Here is a 17,734-nt window from a genome sequence, read left to right as displayed (position 1 = left end):
CGGGCTCAGACCTTGCGTCCGACGCCGGCGTAGACGTCGTCCGGTTCGATGTCGCGGAGGCCGGGTTCCGGATGCCACAGCGGCGCGCTCACCACGCCGGGATCGATCAGCTCCAGTCCGTCGAAGAGCGCGGCGACCTCGGCGTAAGGGCGGAAGTACATGGGATCCCTGCTGTTCTTCATCGCCTCGGTGACCGCCGCCATTTCCCGGGGCGCGTGGTCGGCGGTCAGATGCGACAGCGCGACGAGGCTGCCTGCCGGCAGTGCCTCCCGGTACCGGGCGACGATCTCGCCGGGGTACAGGCTGTCCGGAATGAAGTGGAACACGGCCACCATGAGCAGCCCGATCGGCTGTCCGGAATCCAGCAGTTCCCGCACCGCGGGCGAATTCAGGACCGCCTGAGGATCGCAGAGATCTTCCTCCACGACGGCGGCGTTCGGGTTGCCGTCCAGGATGAGGCGGCTGTGGGCGACGGCGACCTTGTCGTAGTCGACGTAGACCACCCGGCATCCGGGATCCATGTCCTGGGCGATTTCGTGCACGTTCCCGACGGCCGGGATTCCCGAGCCCAGGTCGAGGAACCGGGTGATGCCCTGCCCGACCATGTACTGCACGGCGCGGCGAAGGAACGCCCTGTTGGACGCGGCGACCTGGCGGCCCGTTGGCAGGACCGCCATGACCTTCTCCCCGACGGCGCGGTCGGCGTCGAAATTGTGGCTGCCGCCGAGCAGCCAGTCGTAGACCCGTGCCGCACTCGGCACTCGGATGTCGACACCCTCCGGAACCCGTCCACCCGCCACGGACACCCCGCACCTCGCAATGCCTCGACTCCCCGTACACCGCCGTCGCCAGTACGGTACCGAGAGCGACACCTCGCTCGAAACCACCGTTCCGCACACGGGAGGCTGAGCCGCGCCTGCGAACTGCGTCTCTCAGATGGCGGCGAGAGCGGCTCGCGAGGCGTCGGTCAAGGTGGCGCCGAAACCGGACACCAGCCCGGCGCCGTCACACGTAAGCGTGACTTTGTAGCCGCCGGGAGCCGTGGTGTGCAGGAAAGCGCTACAGGTGTCGCCGCCGCCGAGCGCGATCTGCGCCGGAGCGCGCGCTTCTCCGCCTGCATCGGTGAGCGTGGTGCCGAGGCCGTCGATGAACGAACGCCCGATACCGTCGCAGGTGAGTGTGGCCTGGTAACCACCCACCACTGACCGCCGAGTTCATGAACGCCGAGCACCCCGCGGCGGGTGCGGCGCTCGCGACGGCGGGCGAGGCGAGGGGCGCGGCGGCCGCTCGCTTGGCGGAGCCGATCCTGCTGCTGCTTTCGCGCTGTGGTTCCCAAGGCGCCCAACGTATCGAGCTCGGCCGCTGGCGGGTTGACCCTGACGCAGGGTCAACCCGTCAGCATGGCCGCCATGAGCACGGAAGACAGCCCTTTCACGATCCACCGCGACGGCGTCACGATCCAGGTCTCCCGCGGCGGCCGGGGACGGCCGCTCGTCCTGTGTCCCGGACTCCTCACGACTCAGGCCGACCTGCGCGAACTGATCGAGCTGCTGCGCCGCGACCACGATGTGGTGACCTTCGACCTCAGAGGTCATGGCCTCTCCTCGTCCGCCGACCGGTACAGCTTCGAGGCGTTCCTCGGTGATTTCGGCGCCGTCCTGGCGGAACTGGACGTCCACGCGCCGCTGCTCGTGGGGCATTCGCTCGGCGCGGATCTGGCCGTGCACTACGCCGCCGGCCATCCGGACGCCGTATCCGGGCTCGTCCTCATCGACGGTGCGAACCCGGTACCCGAACCGTTCCTCACCGAGGCCGAGCTGCCGGAGTTCCGTGCGATGGCGGAAGGACTGCGGCACGAATTCGAGCGGGCCGCGGGTACCGAGCGTCAGGTACTGCTGGCCCCTCAGGACTTCCTCGACCTGAACCTGGAGATCGAAACGGTGCGCTCCGGAATCCTCGACCGGTACCGGAAGATCGACCGTCCGATCCACCTGATCATGTCGACCTCGATGGCCGGGGACGGCGAAGACGGTCGAACGCGGTGGCGCAACGAGAACTGGCGGGCCGGAGTCGAACGGCTCGTCCGCGAACGGCCGCACCTCACCACGTCGTGGCTCGACGCCGACCACCGGCTCGTCGTCACCCACGCTCGGGACATCGCCCGGTTGATCCGCGAGGCGACCTTCTGACCAGCACGCGGTCGAGGACACTGGGCAGATGTTGACCATCGGCGAGCTGGCGTCGTACGCGGGGGTGACGGTGCGCGCGGTGCGGCACTATCACGCCAAGGGTCTGTTGCCGGAGCCCGGACGCGACCACTCCGGCTACCGGAGGTACGACGCCGGTGCCGTGGTGGAGCTGATCAGGATCAGGACTCTCGCCGAAGCCGGGGTCCCGCTGTCGCGGGTGCGGGAACTGCTCCAGGCCGGGGAGGAGGAATTCGCCGCGGCGGTCACCGACATCGACAAGCGGCTGCGGGCCGAGATCCGGCAGCGGCAGCGGCATCGCGAGCGGATCGCCCGGCTCACCGCCGGAGAAAGTCTGGTGCTGCCCCAGGAGGTGGTCGAGATCCTCGACCGGCTGCGGGCGCACGGCGTCGACGAGCGGATCGTCCAGGTCGAGCGGGACGGCTGGATCCTTCTGGCCGCGCACTCACCCGAACGGGTCCCGGAATGGGCGGCGCGCAAGAGGGAGCGGATCACCGATCCACCGCTCATCGACTTCTATCTCACCCTGGGGCAGGCTCTCGACCGGGAGGGCGACGATCCCGGACTGGTCGAGCTGGCCGACAGGCTGGCCGTCTACATCACGCGGATGGCCGACGAGCGGAACGAGGCCTATGTCGGCGACACCGAGGTCAGCCCGCCGTTCGCCGAACTGATGGACACACTGGCCTTCGACACCGCCCCGCCGGCCCGCCGCCTGATCGAGCTGATGAGAACGCGAGGCTGGACCGGCTGGACGAAGCTCGAACGCGTGGCCCCGGCGGATTCAGAAGGCCGTACCGACATCGCCGACATGGGAAACGCCGTGATCGCCGCACCGGCTCTGCACCTCGGCGAGCAGCACCCGCAACAGTGAGGCGAGTTGGGCCCGCTGCTCGTCGCCAAGCCCGGAAATCAGGTCGAGTTCCCGCTCGAGCACCCGGTCGACGGTCTGCTCCACCAGCGCGTGCCCGGCCGGGGTCAGTGTCACGTACACGCTGCGGCCGGGCGGTTCGGTGTGCCGCTCGACCAGCCCCTCACGTTCCGCGCGGGCCACCCGCTGTGAGATCGCGCCCGCCGTGACCAGGGTCGACCTCGCCAGCTCCCTGGTCGTCAACGAGTACGGCGGGGAGCTGCGCCGGAGCACGCTGAGCAGGTCCAACGTGGCCGAATCGACGCCGGAGTCGGCGAGGACGCGGCGACGGTCCTCGCCGAACACCTTGGCCAGCTGCCACACCCTGGTCACGATGCCGATGGACTCGGTCGACGTTCCCGGCCGTTCGCGCTGCCACGCCGCCTCGATCTCGTCCGCCGCGTCCGGCCTTGGATCCTCTTGTCGCCACACGACCCCCACCCTATCATTTAGGTCTAAACGTGACGGGATCGACGAACACGAAAGAAGGCAGATGACTCGGACAATCCTGGTCACCGGCGGGGGCACCGGCATCGGCAAGGCCGTGGCGGCGAAATTCGCGGCGGACGCCGTCGTGCACATCACCGGACGGCGCAAGGACGTACTGGTCGCGACGGCGGCGGAGCTGGGCTCGTCGGTCCGGCCACTCGTCTGCGACAGCACCGACCCCGAGCAGGTCGTCGCCGCGCTGGCCGAGCTCGACGGACCGATCGACGTGCTGGTCAACAACGCCGGTGGCAACACCGACTTCGATCTCCCCGAGCGGGACGGCCTCGCCGGAGTCCTCGCGCGGTGGCGGGCCAATCTGGACGCCAATCTGATCAGCGCGGTGCTGACCACCACCGCCGCCGAAAGCAGGCTGTCCGAAGGCGGATCGGTGATCCACATCGGGTCCATCGCCGCCGACCAGGGTGCCGGATCGTACGGCGCGGCCAAGGCCGGGCTGGCGTCATGGAACATCGACCTGGCCCGCAGGCTCGGCGCACGCGGGATCACCACCAACGTGGTCGCGCCCGGCTACATCCGGGAAACCGAGTTCTTCCGCGACAGGCTCCCCGCCGAGCGGGCGGAGCAACTGGTCGACGCGACCTGCACCGGCCGTGCCGGGATTCCCGCCGACATCGCCGAAACGGTGTACTTCCTCGCTTCCGCGGGCGCTCGGCACATCACCGGACAGACCCTTGGAGTCAACGGCGGCGCCCACCCGAGCAGATGATGGATCAGAACGGTGAGGCCCGCTCGTAACCATCGGTTTGAACGCCTCACGCGCGGGTAGCCACTGCCCAGGCCGACAGGCACACGACGGCGGTGGGTGGCGTGCACACGTCCCCACCGCGTCACAGGGCGGCCGGCTTTCCCTTGGTGAGGGTGGAACTCCCGGGGGGCGAGCCGGCCGTTCAGCGCGAGTTCCGCCCGGGATGAAGCTGCCGTCACCGGTGTCATCTCGTAGGGTTGCATTTCCGGGGCCTCAGCCCGGATTGCCCAGGCGGACAAGGAGCACGGCGGTGGATGGGCGGCATCGAGGACCGTTGTGGCGGGCCATCGCCTCCGCCGCCGAAGTGGCGGGTCGTCGTGACAGCTGGGCACAGACCGTCTGCCTCGCCTGTGTGGAAACCATGGGTCAGGTGGACGCGGCGATCCTGGCGTTGCGGGGTGGTTCGCACGCCGAAGAGGTCTTGGGTGCCAGCGACCGGTGGGCCGCCGACCTGGCCGAAGCGCAGTACACCGTCGGCGAGGGGCCCGGCGTGGAAGCGTTCACGAGCGGATCACCGGTGCTGGTGCCGGATCTGAACATCGAGCAGGTCCGCTGGCCGGGTTTCGCGCAGGCGGCCCTCGCCGGCGGGGTGACGGCGATGTTCGCGTTCCCGCTCCAGCTCGGGGCCATCCGGCTGGGCACCCTGGAACTGATTCGCCACAGTCCCGGCGGACTGCCCAGCGACGAGCTGAGGGATGCCGTGCTGGCGGCGGATCTCGGCGCCGCGGCGTTGTTGCGGCAGGCGAGGTCGGCCGAGGTCGAGGGCCACGAATTCGCCCCGGACCCGGTGCGGTCGTTCCAGGATGTCAATGTGGCCACCGGAATGCTGGCCGCCCAGCTGCACATCGGTCTCGATGACGCCTTCACCCGCCTGCGCGCCCATGCCTACGGGCGGAACCGGTCGATCCTGGAAGTCGCCCGTGATGTGCTGGAACGGCGCATCGTCCTGGACGAGCTCGCCGAATGAACCGTCGACCTGGAGGAAACATGAGTCGTCACCGAAGGGCTGGCGGCGATCCCGGCACGCTGCCGTCCGACCTGACCGGAGCACTCGGCGCCATCACCGCGCGGCTGGTCGGCACGCCGGACAACGACACCGTGCTGCGACTGACCCTCGAGGTGGGTACCGAACTGCTCGGGGCGTCCGCTGCCGGTGTGCTCCTGTCGCGACCCGGTGGCGGGCTGGACGTGGTGGCGGCCTCCGACGGGAAGATGCGATTCCTGGAATCGCTGCAGACCGACATCGATCAGGGACCGTGCGTCGATTCCATCGCCACGGCCGCCGTGATCACCTCACCCGATCTCGCGGCCGACGGTTCGCGATGGCCGAAGTTCGTCCCGGCGGCGCTCGCGGCCGGATTCCGCGCGGCGGTCGCGATCCCGTTGCGGCTGGACGGACGGGCGGTGGGCGGGTTCAACCTGCTCTACGACATCGAAAGGACACTGGAGCGGTGGCAGCTGGAGCTGGCGCAGGTGGTGTCCGATCTCGCGGTGCTCGCGCTGGTGCAGGAACGCGGTGGCCGCCGCTCCGACCGGTTCCTGGAGGCCACGGTCACCGCGGTGAACGACCGGGCCCAGCTCGGCCAGGCCGTCGGCGTCGTGGCGGGAACACTCGGGATCGAGCCCGCGGCGGCCCAAGCCGCGATTCTCGCCTACGTCTCCGAAAACGGCCGGATGGTGCGCGAGGTGACGGGGGGCGATCACGAGCGGCGTCCTCGACCCCGCCGTCGTGGCCGGGGCCTAAGTCCAGCCTCCGTAGTCGGGGTCGGCGGTGCCGTCGGCCTGCGCTTCGACGATCGCCGCGATCCGGGAGGCCTCCGCTTCGCGTCCGGCGCCGCCGCTCAAGCCGTCGAGCGCCTGGGCGGAGTCACAGCCCTGCCAGCCTTGCAGGACTCCGACGGCTTCGTTGACCGCCGCCCGCGCCGCGAGCGCCCGGAGAAGGCGCGCCGCGATCTCGAGTGACTCCGGGTCGGGATCACGGGCGGCCCTCATGACCGAGGCCGAACGATCGCGGTGACGAGCCGCTCGGCGCAGTCGCGGAGCTTGACGTTCTCCCGTTGCGATTGCGCCACCAGCTCTTGGAACGCCTCGTCAGCGGTGACGCCGTGCGCGCCCATGAGGACGCCTTTGGCCTGGTCGATCACGGCCCGGGACACCAGCGCGGTGGCCAGCTGGTCTGCTTCCCGCCGGGCGATGCGGTACCGGGCGGTGGCTCGCATCGCGCCTTCGACGGCCGTGACGAAGAGTTCGAGCAACACGGCGTCGACCTCGCGGTAGCCGTGGACGTGGAATCCGTAGAGGTTCAGCGATCCGGTGTGCTCGTCGTCGACAGCCAGCGGCGCGGAGAGGAAGCTGGCGACTCCGGCGGACGTCGCGTGCTCGGCGAACCGGGGCCAGCGGGCGCGGGCGGTCTCGACATCCACCCGGACCACCCGTCTCGCCGTGGCCGCCTCCAGGCAAGGCCCGGCACCGGCGCGGTACTGGTCGATGTCGATGCCCAGGGCGCGGCGATCGGTGCAGGCGGCCGTGGTCGGGGTCCCGTCCTTCAACAGGGTGACACTGACGATGTCGGCTCCGGGAATGACGTGCAGCAGTTGACGGGAGATCACCTCCAGGGCGGTATCCAGCCCGCCATCGTCCTCCAGAGACCGGATCAGCGCTTCCAGCGCCGTCGTCACCTCGTCCAGCTGGCGGCGGATGACGGCGGGTTCGTCAGGCGAGGACATGGCGGTTCCCCTTCCCCTGAACCTGCGTTCAGTGCCTGCCTTTGACGCTATGGGGAGATCGGGGTGTGTCAAGGCCACCGGTCTCGCCCGATGCCTGCCGCGAAGTGACGATTCGACCCGATACGTCACACACTCCTGTTGGCCTTGCGCGCGTTTCCGCCGTCCGGCTGCGGGACTTGGGGTTCCCGCGTCGGGCACCGGCGCTCATGTCGCGAAAGCCTCTTTCGAGACGTCAGATGCCCCGAAAGTGGCTTTCGCGACACAAACAAAGACCCAGGCGACCTGTCACAACATTCAACGTCACAACAGAGACTTCCGGATCAGGCATTCGGGGCCACTCCCCCGACACGTCCTGAAAGCCACTTCCGCAACGCTGAAGGTTGCGAAAGTGGCTTTCGCGACACAACATTCACCCTCGCAGCAAAGACTCCAGGCCACGCTCCGGCACACACGTCCAAATCCGGCACCGCTACGAAAGCGTGAAGCCCAGTTCCTTGCCCCGCGTCACCAATTCGTCCCTGGCCGCGGGATGCGCGACACGGTCGACGATCTGCTGCGCCTGCTCGCTCGCGTCGTTGCCCCAGATGGTCGCGACGCCGTGTTCGCTCACCAGGAAACTGTGCTGGAACGACGTCACCGGCCCGGCCAGCCGCGGCACCACCGTCGAGACGTCGGCCTTCGGATGCCACGACGGCAGCGCGATGATCGCCCGCCCGCCGGGTGAATGCAGCGCCCCGACCACGAAGTCGGTCTGCCCGCCGAAGCCCGAGTAGATCGCCCCGCGCACCCGGCTCGCGTTGGCCTGCGCGAACAGGTCCACCTCGAGCGCGCTGTTCACCGACACCAGGCCGCGCTGCCGGGCGATCACGGCGGGATCGTTCGTCTTTTCCGTGCGCAGCAAGCGGATCCGCGGATTGCGGTCGAGCCACCGGTACAGCTCCGCGGTACCGAACACGAACGACGCCGTCACCGGCACCGCCGGATCGAGTGCACCGGCGCGGTCGAGCGCGAGGACGCCGTCGCTGAACATCTCCGACCAGATCGCGAGTCCGCGTCTTCCGGTCACCGCGGCCAGTGTCGCGTCCGGGATCCCGCCGATGCCCAGTTGCAGGGTCGCGCCGTCCTCGACCAGGCTCGCCACCCGCTCACCGATGGTCCGCGCCGTGTCCCCCACCGGCCGCGGGACCGGCGACAGGAGCGGCTCGGCCACATCGAGGGCGTAGTCGATCTCACTGACCGGAAGGAGTCCGTCACCGTGGACGAACGGCATCTCGGGGTTGACTTGCGCGACGACCAGGCCACAGCGCGCCCGCACCGCCTCGACGGCCGCGGGCAGGATGTTCACCTCCGTGCCCAGCGACACCACGCCGTCCACCGGCACCGACGTGTGCAGCAGGACGACGTCCGGCGGCAACGCGGTCTTGAGCAGTTGCGGCACCAGCGACAAGCGCGAAGGGAAGTACCGCAGCCCGGCGCGGCCGCGCATCCCCGCCCCCACGAACGGCGTCTCCAGCAGCACACCTTCGCGGTCCGGCATTCCGGCCTGCGCGTTCAACGCGAACAACCGGTACTCCGCCAGCGCCGCGTCCAGCACGTTCAGCGCCCGCATCGGGGTGGCGAAGTTCCCGCTCACCACCACCCGGGGGTGTGACGCGGGAACGCCCGCCAGGACGGAACCGAGCTGACTCTCCGACAGGACGCGCATGAGCCGATCATGCCCGAGGGGCCGGGTGGCGGGTCCGGAGGATATCCCGCACCGCGGCTTCGTCTCCTTCGATGGCGACGAGCCCGGCGACGTCGTCGAGCTTGAGCGCACCCGCGGCCAGCCCGAGGACGATCGCCGCGTCCGCTCGGAGGACGGCGTCGAGTTCCCCGCCGTCGTGCTTCTCGACCTGCGTGCCGCCGGGTGTCGTCCGCAGCCGGATCACGCTGCCGTCCACTTCGATGCCGATCGTCGACGACCGGCGCCCGGCGGGTTCGCCGGGCAGCAACGCTCGAAGGGCGACGACGAGCCACGCGGCGTCGAAGCGGTCGCCGTCCGGTCCGCGCGTCATGAGCGGCGTGGACCAGCGGACGAGACCCTCGATCGGCTCGCGCAACCCGGCGCCCCACTCCGTGAGGGCGTAGACGACGGCGTTGGTCCCCTCGGCCAGCCGCCGTTCGACCACGCCGGCGTTCTCCAGGTCGCGGAGGCGGTCGGCGAGCAGATTGGTGGCCACGCCGGGGAGCCCGTCGAGCAGCTCCCGATAGCGGGCGGGGGCGATGAGGAGCTGGCGGACGATGAGCAGGTTCCACCGATCGCCGACGACGTCGAGCGCACGGGCGAGCCCGCAGTACTGGCCGTAACTCCGCATCGCTTGAGTTTCTCAAGTGACCGTGAAAAACTCAAGCCTACCGAACCTGGAGGAGGCCGCGATGGCCGATATCACCGAGAGCGTCCGGCCTTCCTGGGTCGACGACGACCTGTTCCCGTTCGAGAGCCACTTCGTCGACATCGACGGGCACGCCGTGCACTACATCGACGAGGGCTCGGGTCCCACGCTGGTGTTCCTGCACGGCAACCCGACCTGGTCGTTCCTCTGGCGCGACGTCATCCGCGCGCTGCGCGAAGACTTCCGGTGCGTCGCCCTCGACTACCCCGGCTTCGGGTTGTCGACACCGAAACCCGGCTACCGCTACTGGCCCGAGGAGCACGCGGACGTGGTCACCGCGTTCCTCGACGCGCTCGGCATCGAGGGAGCGACCCTGGTCGGGCAGGACTGGGGCGGCCTGATCGGCCTGGCCGCCGCCCAGCGACGGCCGGGTGCGTTCGACCGGCTCGTGCTCGCGAACACCTGGGCCTGGCCGGTCAACGGGATCCTGCATTTCGAGGCCTTCTCCCGCGTCATCGGCGGGCCCGTGGTCCGCTTCCTGGTCCGGCGGTTCAACCTCCTCGTCAACGGGTTCATCCCCACCGGCCACCGGAGGCGGAAGCCGACCTCGGCCGAGATGACCCAGTACCGCCGGGCGCTGGCCACCCCCGCGCGGCGGCAGGCGTCCGCCGTGCTCCCCGGCCGGACCCTCGCCAGCCGAGCCTTCTTCACCGAAGTCGAGGCGGGACTAGCCGACGTCGCTCACCTGCCGGCGCTGATCGTGTGGGGCGACGCCGACATCGCCTTCCGCCCCCAGGAACGCGAACGCCTGGAGGCGACCTTCCCCGACCATCGGACCGTGATCGTCGAGGGCGCCGGCACTTACGTCGAGTCCGACGCCCCGGAGGAATTCGTCGCCGCGGTCCGCGACTGGCTGGGGACGCGGCCAGAAACGGGCTGACTGTCACAAACCGGTGCCGGCCGGGGTCGTATGGGCAGAGCACGATCGATACGACCTGAGCGAGGACCAGCGATGAGTGAACGACACGAGGCGCGCGGCGCCATGGACCCGGCGACCGAAGCGTTCGTGACCCATCGCAATCTGCTGTTCACCGTGGCCTACGAGATGCTCGGTTCGGCCACCGACGCCGAGGACGTCCTGCAGGAGACCTGGTTGCGCTGGGCGGGCGTCGACCTCGGCACGGTGCTGGACCCGCGCGCGTTCCTGGTCCGGATCACCACCCGGCAGGCACTCAAACGACTACGGACGCTCGGCAGGCGCAAGGAGTCCTACGTCGGCCCGTGGCTGCCCGAACCGCTGCTGACCGCGCCCGATGTCGCCGAGGACGTGGAGCTGGCCGCCAGCGTCTCGATGGCGATGCTGCTGGTACTGGAAACACTCGCGCCGACCGAGCGAGCGGTCTTCGTGCTGCGGGAGGTTTTCGCCGTCGGCTACGACGAAATCGCCGAGGCCGTCGACAAGACTCCCGCCGCCGTGCGCCAGATCGCCCACCGGGCGCGGGCCCACGTCGCCGCGCGCAGACCGCGCGGCACCGGGTCACCGGCCGAACACCGCGCCGCGCTCCAGGCCTTCCAGAGAGCTGTGGAAACCGGGGATCTGCAGGGCCTGCTCGACATCCTCGCGCCGGACGTCGTCGCGCTCAGCGACGGCGGCGGGGTGAAACACGCACTCCTGCGGCCGATCGTGGGCGCGGACAAGGTGGCTCGTCTCCTCGCCGTCGGCTGGTGGAAACGCGACGCGGAAAGGTCCGTCGAACCGGTACAGGTCAACGGTGGTCCCGGCTTGCTGATCCGCGTCGGCGGAGAGATCGACGGCGTACTGGCGGTCCGGGTCGAAAACGGCTACGTCACCGGCGCGTACCACGTCCGCAATCCCGAGAAACTTTCCAGCGTGACAAGGGAGATTACCGTGAGCCGGTGAACGGCAACGGCCCGCCCGCGGGATTTGAGTGGCAAGGCGAACGTGTCGTGCTCGTGGGCGGGGTCGGCGGCGAGGTGAAGGCTCCCTTCGGCGCGTCCGATGCGGTGATGGGAGCCTTCGGCCCTGGTCGTGAATGGCGTTTCGGCTTAGAACCCGAAACGCCACTCACGACCACCTGTACCGACCACGCCACCTTTGCCTTACCCCTCGAAAAGGGAACCCGCGGGCGGGCCGAGCTTCACCGGGTCACTCCCGGACGGCGGCCGATGCCGCGTCCCGCGCGGGTTCGGGATCGACGGGTCCCGACGGCACCTTGGCCATCGGCCGCCCCCGCCGCCTGCGGATCTCGAATCCGGCGAGGATCAACGCGAGCGTCACCGCGCTGAGCCAGAACTGCGAGCGCGTCGACGGCAGCAGCGCCATCGCCAGGATCACCGCGGCCATCAGCGCGATGGTGGCGTAGCTCAGCCACGGGAACAGCCACATCTTGAGCGTGAGCTTGTCCGGATCCTCTCGTTCCAGCCTGCGGCGGAGCCGCACCTGCGCGAGCGCGATCGAGAGGTACACGAACAGCGCGACGGCGCCGTAGGAGTTGACCAGGAACTGGAAGATCAGGTCCGGCGAGGTGTAGGCGGCGATGACGGACACGTACCCGATCACGGTCCCCGCCAGGATCGCGCGCCGCGGGACACCGCTGCGGGAAAGCCTGGTGAAGGCCTTCGGCGCGTCGCCGTTGCTGGTGAGCGCGAACAGCATCCGCGACGACGTGTACAGCGCCGAGTTCAGGCAGGAGAGCACCGCGGTCAGGACGATCGCGTTCATGATCGTGGCCACGGCCGGGATGCCGAGCACCTCCAGCACGGCCGCGTACGGGCTCACCGCGGTCGCCGGGTCGTCCCAGGACTTGATCGCGACGACGAGGAACACCGAACCGACGTAGAACAGCACCACCCGGAAGACGATCGACCGCATGGCCTTCGCGATCGCCTTCTTCGGTTCCGCGGACTCGGCGGCGGCGATGGTGACGATCTCCGCGCCGGTGTAGAAACCGATGCACGGGACCACCGCCGCGAGTACCGCGCCGATCCCGAGTGGCGCGAATCCCCCGTGGGAGACCAGATTCGTCAGTCCACCTTGGGCACCCGGCCAGAAACCGAACAGGTACAGGGCACCGACGACCAGGAAGACGACGATCGCGACGACCTTGATCGAGGAGAACCAGTACTCGAACTCGCCGTAGGACCTGGCCGAGACCATGTTGGTGCCGGTGAGGATCAGGAGCAGGCCGAGACTGAGCACCCACAGTGGCACGTCCGGTACCCACAGCTGCAGGATCCGGCCGCCCGCGACGGCTTCGACCGCCACGACGATGACGAAGAAGTACCAGTACATCCAGCCGACGGCGAAGCCCGCGCGATTGCCGAGCGCTTCCCTCGCGTAGACGTAGAACGAGCCGAGCGCGGGTTTGGCGATCGTCATCTCCGCGAGCATGCGCATGATCAGCACGGTGATCAGGCCCGCGATGAGGAACGAGACCACCGCGGCCGGACCGGCCGACTGGATGACCACGCCGCTGCCGACGAACAGCCCTGCCCCGATGACGCCGCCGAGGGCGATCAGGTTCATATGTCGCTGCTTGAGCCCTGGTTTCAGGCCGCTGCTCTGTGCCGGGTCGGACGCTGAAGTCACGTCTCCTCCTTCTCGCACGCACCGCCGGGGCGGTGGCGCTGGGAGCTCCATTGTGGTTCCGGTCACCGTAAGAACAAGTCGGGCCCTGAGCGAGTGCCAGTTACGATGTGGGAAAGGGGTCCAGATACCACTCAGGACTTCTTGCGCGTCGCCAAGGCCAGCAGTTCCGCCGCCGGGCCGTCGAGCCGCCGTCCGGCGGGCCAGACCGCGCGCAGAACGCGGCCGAAGTGGACACCTTCCACCGGGACCACCACGAGATCATGTCCGGCGACGTCCAGTGCGCTGATCACCGCGGGGCCGGCGCCCGCGAGCACGGCGTTGCGGACGGCGGACGCGGAACCCAGCTCCAGCAACGGTTTCACCGGCCCTACCCCGGCCCGGCGCAAGGCGGCGTCGACGGTCTCCCTGGTTCCGGAGCCGTGTTCCCGCACCACGAGCTGCGTGCTCGCCAGCTCCGCCGGGGTCAGCGGGCGACGTTCACGCGCCCAGGGATGAGTGCCGGAAACGACCACCACCAGATGGTCCCTGGCGACTTTCCGCGATGCGAGACCGGGCAGCGCCCCGGGCGACTCGACGAAGCCCAGGTCGACCTTGCCGTCGCGGGCCAGTACGGCCACCTGGTCCGAATTCGTGACCTCGAGTCCGAGGTGGAGGCCGGGGTTCGCGCGGTTGAGCTCGCCGATCCAGACCGGGACCAGATGCTCGGCCAGTGTCATGCTCGCCGCGACGCGGAGTCCGGCCTCGTGGCGGGTCCGCAGGGCCTCGGCGCCGTCGAGCAGCCCGTCGAGTTCGGTGAGCACGCGGCGCGCCCAGCCGACGATCACGCGACCGTCGGGAGTGAGCGCGGATCCGCGGCGAGTCCGGTCCATCAGCACCAGCCCGAGCCGTCGTTCCACAAAGGACAGCCGCTTGCTCGCCGACGCCTGCGCGAGCCCGAGCGTGGCGGCGGCCTGCCCGATACTGCCCAGTTCGCTGACGAGGACGAGCAGGCGCAACAAGTCCAGCTCCGGTGCAGTCATAGCCAAACTGCATGACCTACCCGCCGCATTCGCGGCTACCGGCACCGTCCTCTCCGGACGACGCTCGTCAGCATGAGCACCACGTATGCGCGGCGGACGAAGCCGCATCTGACCGGTCTCGCCATCACGGCGCTCGGTGTGGCCGTCGCGTACCTGCTGAGCACCGCCGTTCCCGTGCTCAGCGCCCTCACGCTCGCGGTCGTGCTCGGGGTGGTCGCCGGCTCGCTCCCGGTGCTCTCGGACGGCACCCGGCAAGCCATCGCGAAGGTGACGAAGAAGCTCCTGCGCGCCGGTGTCGTCCTTCTCGGCTTGCAACTCGCGCTCCCTTCGGTGCTTTCCCTCGGTCCTGGCACATTGCTCGCGGTCGTGCTGACGGTCGGTCTCACGTTCCTCGGCACGATCGGGCTCGGGAGGCTGATCGGCGTTCCGCGCGGTCTCGCGATGCTGGTCGCGACCGGGTTCTCCATCTGTGGCGCGTCGGCGATCGCGGCGATGGAAGGCGTCGTCGAGCGTGAAGACTCCGACGTCGCGACCGCGGTCGCCCTGGTCACCTTCTACGGAGGCCTGGCGATCGCGGCGGTCCCGCTGCTCGGCGGCTGGCTGGGCATGGACGCGCTGCGGATCGGCGGCTGGGCCGGGTTGGGCGTGCACGAGGTCGCGCAGGTCGTCGCGGCCGCCACCCCGGCGGGGACCGCCGCCGTCGCGGTCGCCGTGGTGGTGAAGCTGAGCCGTGTCGTCCTGCTGGCCCCGATGGTCGCCGCGGTCAGCGTGCACGAACGCCGTCGCCGCCCGTCCGCGGGCGGGAAGCGCGCGCCACTGGTCCCGCTGTTCGTCCTCGGTTTCCTGGCGATGGTGGTGGTGCGCAGCACCGGGATCCTGCCGGGCGTCGCGCTCGACGTCGCCAAGGTGGTCTGCACGCTGCTGCTGGCGGGAGCGCTCTTCGGGCTCGGTTGCGCGGTCCGGATCGGCACCCTGGTCCGCACCGGTGGCCGGGCGCTCCTGCTCGGCCTGCTCTCCACGGTGCTCGTCGGCACCATCGCCTACGTCACCCTCGCCCTGCTCGGCTAGCTTGGACCGCGCTCAGCAGGGCGAGCGTTTCGATGTCGGAGGACGAGCAACCGCGGGAGAGATCGTTGAGCGGCGCGGCGAGGCCCTGGAGGATCGGGCCGAGCGCGACGGCCCCGCCGAGCCGCTCGGCGATCTTGTAACCGATGTTGCCGGCGTCCAGATTCGGGAAGACGAGGACGTTCGCGCGGCCGGCGACCGCGGATCCGGGTGCCTTGGCCGCCGCGATCGACGCCACCAGCGCGGCGTCGAACTGCAACTCGCCGTCCACCGGAAGGCCGGGTTCCCGCTGCCGCACCAGGGAAGTCGCCTCGCGGACGACGTCGACGCGCTGATGGGCCGCACTCCCCTGCGTGCTGAACGACAGCATCGCGACCACGGGGTCTTCGCCCGTCAGGCCGCGGTGGGTCGCCGCGGCGGCGAGGGCGATGTCCGCCAGCTGCTCCGCGCCCGGCTCGGGGACCACGGCACAGTCCGAAAAGGTCAGCCGCCGCCCGTCCGGGAGCAGCAACAGGAAGCAACTGCTCAAAGTGGACACTCCCGAGGCCAGGCCCACGACCCGCAGCCCCGCGCGCAGGACGTCGGCGGTCGGCCGGGTCGCGCCGGCGACACAAGCGTCCACGACACCCGCCCGCAAGGCCGCGGCAGCCACGAACACCGGATCGCGCCGGGCGGCGTCGAGGTTCTCCGGACGACGCGTGAATCCCGCCGCCAGGGCGGCCTCGATCCCGTCGTCGGCGAGGGCGTCCGAGATGTCCACGTTCACGTCCTCAGTGGCCCCTGCCGCGCGAAGGCGTGCCCCGTCACCGAAAAGCAGCGGCTGCACGATCCCCTCGTCCCGGAGCTTCATCGCGGCGCGGACGGCGCGCTCGTCGTCGCCGTCCGGCAAGGCGACGCGGAGATTCCGGCCGCGCAACGCCTCCCGCCAGCCGTCGAGCGTGGCGTCCGGCGTGACCTCGGTGGTCAGGCTCATCGAAGTACCTCCACGGACGAAGTGGGGGCCGCCGGAAGACGGCGACCCCCACATGGTGAAAAGAGGATCAGGGCTGGACGGCCTTCTCGACGTCGTTGAGCATCGCGTCGACGCCGTGGAGAAGCTCGGTGAGCACCTCGCGATCGGCGACGAGCGGCGGCGAGATCATCAGCATCGTCGCGCCGCGATCGTCACCGCGAAGGATGACGCCCGTGCGCCGGAACGCCTCCGGGAGCACCTCGCGAAGCACCTTCAACGACTCGGCCTCGGTCAGCTCCCGGCCGCTGTGGCGGTCGGCCATCAGCTCGATGGCGTAGAAGAAGCCGGTGCCGCGGACATCCTTGACGCAACGGTGCGCGGACTTGAGCGAGTTCAGCGCGGCGAACAGCTCCGGCCCCTCGGTGAGCACGTTGTCGAGCACCCGCTCGTCCCGCATCGCGGTGAGGTTCGCGACGGCAACGGCGGTGGCGACCGGGTGCCCGCCCCACGTCGCGCCGTGGGTGAAGACGCCGCCCTTGGGTGAGTCGTACAGCTCGGTGACCAGCTTCTCGCGCACGATCACCCCGCCGAGCGGCGCGTACCCCGACGTCGACCCCTTGGCGAAGGTGATCAGGTCCGGCACGACCCCGGTGACCCCGTGCCCGAACCAGTGCCCCAGCCTGCCGAACGAGCAGATGACCTCGTCGGACACGAGCAGGATGCCGTACTTGTCGCACAGGGCGCGCAAAGCGGGCCAATATCCCTTCGGCGGCACCAGCGCGCCGCGGCCGTTCTGGACCGGTTCGGCGAACAGCGCCGCGATCGTCTCCGGTCCCTCTTCGAGGATGACCCGCTCGATCGCCGTGACACAGTCCAATTCGGACGCCGGACCGCAGTCTCCCAGCAGCCCCAACGTGTTCGGCACATGCCGGACTCCCGGCATGAGCGGACCGAAAGGTTCCTTGATCTTCGCCAGCCCGGTCACCGAGAGGGCGCCGATGGTCGTGCCGTGGTACGCCATGTCGCGGCTGATGATCTTCGTCCGCTCGGGTTGCCCCTGGCTGCGGTGATACTGCCGGGCGAACTTCAGCGCGGTTTCCACCGCCTCCGAGCCCGAGTTGACGAAGAACGTCGTCCCGAGGTCGCCGGGCGCGAGCTCGGCCAGCAACGTGGCCGCCTCGATCGCCGGGGTGTGGGCCGAACCCCAGTTGCTCGCGTACGCCAGGGTGCCCACCTGGTCGGCCGCGGCCTTGGCGATGTCGGCGCGCCCGTGGCCCATGTTGACGCAGAAGAGCCCGGCGAGACCGTCGAGATGGCGGCGCCCTTCGGTGTCGATCAGGTAGCTTCCCTCGCCGCGTACGAACACCGGGAAATCCGAGGCCCAGGTGTCCTTGCGGGTGAAGTGCGGGCCGAGATGCCGTCGAGCCTGCGCTCGCAGCTGGGTGACGTCCACCGGAGACCTCCTTCGAGACACGAGTCTGTGCTTTGACTTTCGCAACCCGGCTGGCACCGGCCCAGCACCAGAGCGGCGACGATCGATGGGTCCAGTTGGCCGGGTGGTGTGTCGCGAAAGCCACTTTCGCGACGTCTGATGTCCCGAAAGTGGCTTTCGCGACAC

Annotated in this window: 18 protein-coding genes; 8 read left to right on the top strand and 10 right to left on the bottom strand. The window is 69.7% G+C overall.

Features of this window, described 5'->3' with window-relative positions; translation table 11 throughout:
* Positions 1-5: 5 nt before the first annotated feature.
* Positions 6-806, bottom strand: a complete 801-nt coding sequence (locus ACFVM3_RS11480) for an SAM-dependent methyltransferase (RefSeq protein WP_378437837.1) — start codon at positions 804-806, stop codon at positions 6-8.
* Between the two features lie 126 nt (positions 807-932).
* Entirely contained in the window at positions 933-1,199 is a 267-nt protein-coding gene (locus ACFVM3_RS11475) for a hypothetical protein (RefSeq protein WP_378437835.1), read from the bottom strand.
* A 210-nt stretch (positions 1,200-1,409) separates the two neighbouring features.
* Between ACFVM3_RS11475 and ACFVM3_RS11470 the strand changes: the two genes are divergently transcribed.
* Both ACFVM3_RS11470 and ACFVM3_RS11465 read left to right on the top strand, forming a co-directional pair.
* Positions 1,410-2,189: an alpha/beta fold hydrolase gene (locus ACFVM3_RS11470; protein ID WP_378437833.1), complete on the top strand. Its 780-nt coding sequence runs from the start codon at positions 1,410-1,412 to the stop codon at positions 2,187-2,189.
* Between the two features lie 28 nt (positions 2,190-2,217).
* A complete protein-coding gene (locus ACFVM3_RS11465) occupies positions 2,218-3,081 on the top strand; it encodes a MerR family transcriptional regulator (protein WP_378437831.1) in 864 nt (287 codons plus the stop codon).
* On the opposite strand, the gene ACFVM3_RS11460 is transcribed toward ACFVM3_RS11465, so the two are convergent.
* A complete protein-coding gene (locus ACFVM3_RS11460) occupies positions 2,992-3,549 on the bottom strand; it encodes a MarR family winged helix-turn-helix transcriptional regulator (RefSeq protein WP_378437829.1) in 558 nt (185 codons plus the stop codon). The genes ACFVM3_RS11465 and ACFVM3_RS11460 overlap by 90 nt on opposite strands.
* Positions 3,550-3,610: 61 nt before the next feature.
* On the opposite strand from ACFVM3_RS11460, the gene ACFVM3_RS11455 reads away from it, so the two are divergent.
* The 3 genes from ACFVM3_RS11455 (at position 3,611) to ACFVM3_RS11445 (ending at position 6,334) form a co-directional block, all read left to right on the top strand.
* Complete coding sequence (locus tag ACFVM3_RS11455; RefSeq protein WP_378437828.1) at positions 3,611-4,333, top strand: SDR family NAD(P)-dependent oxidoreductase; 723 nt, start codon at positions 3,611-3,613, stop codon at positions 4,331-4,333.
* A 289-nt stretch (positions 4,334-4,622) separates the two neighbouring features.
* Entirely contained in the window at positions 4,623-5,339 is a 717-nt protein-coding gene (locus ACFVM3_RS11450) for a GAF and ANTAR domain-containing protein (RefSeq protein WP_378437826.1), read from the top strand.
* A 20-nt stretch (positions 5,340-5,359) separates the two neighbouring features.
* Entirely contained in the window at positions 5,360-6,334 is a 975-nt protein-coding gene (locus tag ACFVM3_RS11445) for a GAF domain-containing protein (RefSeq protein ID WP_378437824.1), read from the top strand.
* A gap of 26 nt (positions 6,335-6,360) precedes the next feature.
* Here the strand turns inward: ACFVM3_RS11445 and ACFVM3_RS11440 are convergent, their stop codons facing one another.
* The 3 genes from ACFVM3_RS11440 to ACFVM3_RS11430 form a co-directional block, all read right to left on the bottom strand.
* Positions 6,361-7,098, bottom strand: a complete 738-nt coding sequence (locus ACFVM3_RS11440) for an ANTAR domain-containing protein (RefSeq protein WP_378437822.1) — start codon at positions 7,096-7,098, stop codon at positions 6,361-6,363.
* Positions 7,099-7,567: 469 nt separating this feature from the next.
* Positions 7,568-8,803 carry an acetyl-CoA hydrolase/transferase family protein gene (locus ACFVM3_RS11435; protein ID WP_378437820.1) on the bottom strand — a complete coding sequence of 412 codons (1,236 nt, stop codon included), beginning with the start codon at positions 8,801-8,803 and terminating at the stop codon, positions 7,568-7,570.
* 7 nt (positions 8,804-8,810) lie between these two features.
* On the bottom strand, positions 8,811-9,452 hold the full coding sequence (locus tag ACFVM3_RS11430) for a winged helix-turn-helix transcriptional regulator (RefSeq protein ID WP_378437818.1): 642 nt from the start codon (positions 9,450-9,452) through the stop codon (positions 8,811-8,813).
* 61 nt (positions 9,453-9,513) lie between these two features.
* Between ACFVM3_RS11430 and ACFVM3_RS11425 the strand changes: the two genes are divergently transcribed.
* Both ACFVM3_RS11425 and ACFVM3_RS11420 read left to right on the top strand, forming a co-directional pair.
* Entirely contained in the window at positions 9,514-10,410 is an 897-nt protein-coding gene (locus ACFVM3_RS11425; RefSeq protein ID WP_378437816.1) for an alpha/beta fold hydrolase, read from the top strand.
* A 72-nt stretch (positions 10,411-10,482) separates the two neighbouring features.
* Positions 10,483-11,391, top strand: coding sequence for an RNA polymerase sigma-70 factor (locus ACFVM3_RS11420; protein ID WP_378437815.1), 909 nt, complete (start codon positions 10,483-10,485; stop codon positions 11,389-11,391).
* Between the two features lie 246 nt (positions 11,392-11,637).
* Here the strand turns inward: ACFVM3_RS11420 and ACFVM3_RS11415 are convergent, their stop codons facing one another.
* Both ACFVM3_RS11415 and ACFVM3_RS11410 read right to left on the bottom strand, forming a co-directional pair.
* Entirely contained in the window at positions 11,638-13,017 is a 1,380-nt protein-coding gene (locus ACFVM3_RS11415) for an amino acid permease (RefSeq protein ID WP_378437931.1), read from the bottom strand.
* 194 nt (positions 13,018-13,211) lie between these two features.
* Positions 13,212-14,099, bottom strand: a complete 888-nt coding sequence (locus ACFVM3_RS11410) for a LysR substrate-binding domain-containing protein (protein ID WP_378437813.1) — start codon at positions 14,097-14,099, stop codon at positions 13,212-13,214.
* Between the two features lie 72 nt (positions 14,100-14,171).
* Here ACFVM3_RS11410 and ACFVM3_RS11405 point away from each other — a divergent pair, with 72 nt between their 5' ends.
* Positions 14,172-15,167, top strand: coding sequence for a YeiH family protein (locus ACFVM3_RS11405; RefSeq protein ID WP_378437811.1), 996 nt, complete (start codon positions 14,172-14,174; stop codon positions 15,165-15,167).
* On the opposite strand, the gene ACFVM3_RS11400 is transcribed toward ACFVM3_RS11405, so the two are convergent.
* Together ACFVM3_RS11400 and ACFVM3_RS11395 are read right to left on the bottom strand one after the other, a co-directional pair.
* Entirely contained in the window at positions 15,145-16,137 is a 993-nt protein-coding gene (locus ACFVM3_RS11400) for a phosphotransacetylase (protein WP_378437809.1), read from the bottom strand. The two genes, ACFVM3_RS11405 and ACFVM3_RS11400, sit on opposite strands and share 23 nt — an antisense overlap.
* A gap of 67 nt (positions 16,138-16,204) precedes the next feature.
* A complete protein-coding gene (locus ACFVM3_RS11395; protein WP_378437807.1) occupies positions 16,205-17,569 on the bottom strand; it encodes an aspartate aminotransferase family protein in 1,365 nt (454 codons plus the stop codon).
* Positions 17,570-17,734 lie beyond the last annotated feature (165 nt).

This window comes from Amycolatopsis sp. NPDC057786 (genome assembly GCF_042797905.1).
Lineage (GTDB): Bacteria > Actinomycetota > Actinomycetes > Mycobacteriales > Pseudonocardiaceae > Amycolatopsis.
The sequence above is the reverse complement of the archived record's forward strand: the minus strand, read 5'-3'. Positions and strand labels throughout refer to the sequence as shown.